Genomic DNA, 1,744 nt, shown 5'->3' on the forward strand with positions numbered 1-1,744 from the left:
TGTGATCACCAAGCGATTCTGTCGTACCTTAACTACCAAACGACTTTGTCGTTAGCCTAATTACCGAGGGAAATTGACGGTCCTACTTTTTACGTAATCCTTTGACTATCACTGTGAATTAGTCAAAGGGTGTATAGGATGATCGTTATGGATGCTAAATCCCAGCTTACCGTGGATGTCATTGCTAAAGTGGCACTTAACAAAATCTCTATTCTCAATGCCTCGAAACTGCTCAATAAATCCCCCCGAACCATTGAACGTTACCTCAGGCGATACCGTACCGATGGTATTCGTTTCGTTGTTCATGGCAACACAGGAAGAGCACCCGCTAATAAAATCCCCGTGACCTTAAAGAAGCAAGTTCAAGATCTGATAAAAGCCAAGTATTACGACTTTAACATGCTTCATTTGGCAGACATGCTGGAAGTGTTTGAAGGCATCAAAGTAAAGCGAGAGACACTTCGTACCTGGGCGCACGAAATCCATCATGTAAAACGAGCTAAACATCGCCGCTCCAAAGTAAGAAGACGACGAGAGCGCATGGAGGCAGAAGGCTTAATGTTGCAAATGGACGGCAGCCCCCACCTTTGGTTCGGGGACAAAAAGTCCTGCCTTATCGCTATGATTGATGACGCAACCAGTGACGTTCATGCAGAGTTCTTTCCTTCAGAAACTACGGAAGGCTGCCTTAAAGTAATGAAGGCTTATATCGAAAAAAAGGGGCTTTTTAAGACGCTTTATGTCGATAGAGCGGGTATCTTTGGTGGACCAAAACGCTGCCACTTCTCTCAGATGCAACGAGCCTGCGAAGAGCTTGGTATAGAAATTATTTTTGCCAACTCCCCCCAAGGAAAAGGTCGTATCGAACGTGCCTTCGATACGTTCCAAGATCGTCTCGTCCCTGAGTTAAGACTGGCGGGGATCACCGATATGAATAGCGCAAATGACTACCTGCAAAACACTTTCATCCCTGACTATTGGGCGACAACCCTCACCGTCAACGCTAAGCAGGTGCGCTCGGAACATAAGCCCGTTCCGAAACACCTAAACCTCGATGCGATATGTATCCAAAAAGAATATCGAAAAATCCGTCGGGACCATACCTTCAGTTATGGTAACGCAATGTATCAAATTACCTCTCCGTTAAGGCACTCTATCGTGAGTCAACAAGTTGAGCTACGTAAGCAACTTGATGGTAACTTCGCCGCTTACTTTGCTGACCGAGAGCTGTCCATTAAAGAGCTTGTTGAGCCTAGCTCTAGGAAAGAATACGGGGAAGAAGTTCAGAAAAAGCTCGATGCTATTGAACTTGCCAAGGAGTTAGGCAATGTGAGAGAAGCTGCTCGGCAGAGCGGTTGCTCTGTCAAAAGCATTCACAACAACCGTCAACTTCTCGAAGCACATGGTCCATTAGCTTTGAAACGTATGTATGGCCAATCAAGGCACAGTAACCGCATCGATGAGAAGACTCGAAATGTCGTCATCTCATTAACGCTCAAATTACCTCATCTAACATCGATCAGGATCAGTGGTGAGATGAGAAAGCGATTTAACATCTCAATTAGTCACTCAACAGTAAGGAACATCTGGCTTGAAGAAAAGCTGAATACAAGAGAGTTACGGGAAGCTCGTGCCGAGGCATCAATTATCGAATAAGAGCAGAACTGTCATGGTTGACTACTATTAATAAGACTGTGACAGAGTCCTTCGGTAATTAGACCGTCAACCTCCCTCGGTAATCACA

Annotated in this window: 1 protein-coding gene; it reads left to right on the forward strand. The window is 45.2% G+C overall.

Features of this window, described 5'->3' with window-relative positions; all coding sequences use genetic code 11:
* The first annotated feature begins 138 nt into the window (after nt 1-138).
* Nucleotides 139-1,656, forward strand: coding sequence for an ISNCY family transposase (locus AB6D58_RS24340; protein ID WP_081325180.1), 1,518 nt, complete (start codon nt 139-141; stop codon nt 1,654-1,656).
* Nucleotides 1,657-1,744: the final 88 nt, after the last annotated feature.

The organism is Vibrio sp. 10N.239.312.D08 (assembly GCF_041466145.1).
Classification (GTDB): domain Bacteria; phylum Pseudomonadota; class Gammaproteobacteria; order Enterobacterales; family Vibrionaceae; genus Vibrio; species Vibrio crassostreae_C.

Excerpts from the sequence above, each read along its gene's own strand:
- AB6D58_RS24340 (WP_081325180.1), top strand. The coding sequence starts at position 139 with ATGATCGTTATGGATGCTAAATCCCAGCTTACCGTGGATGTCATTGCT.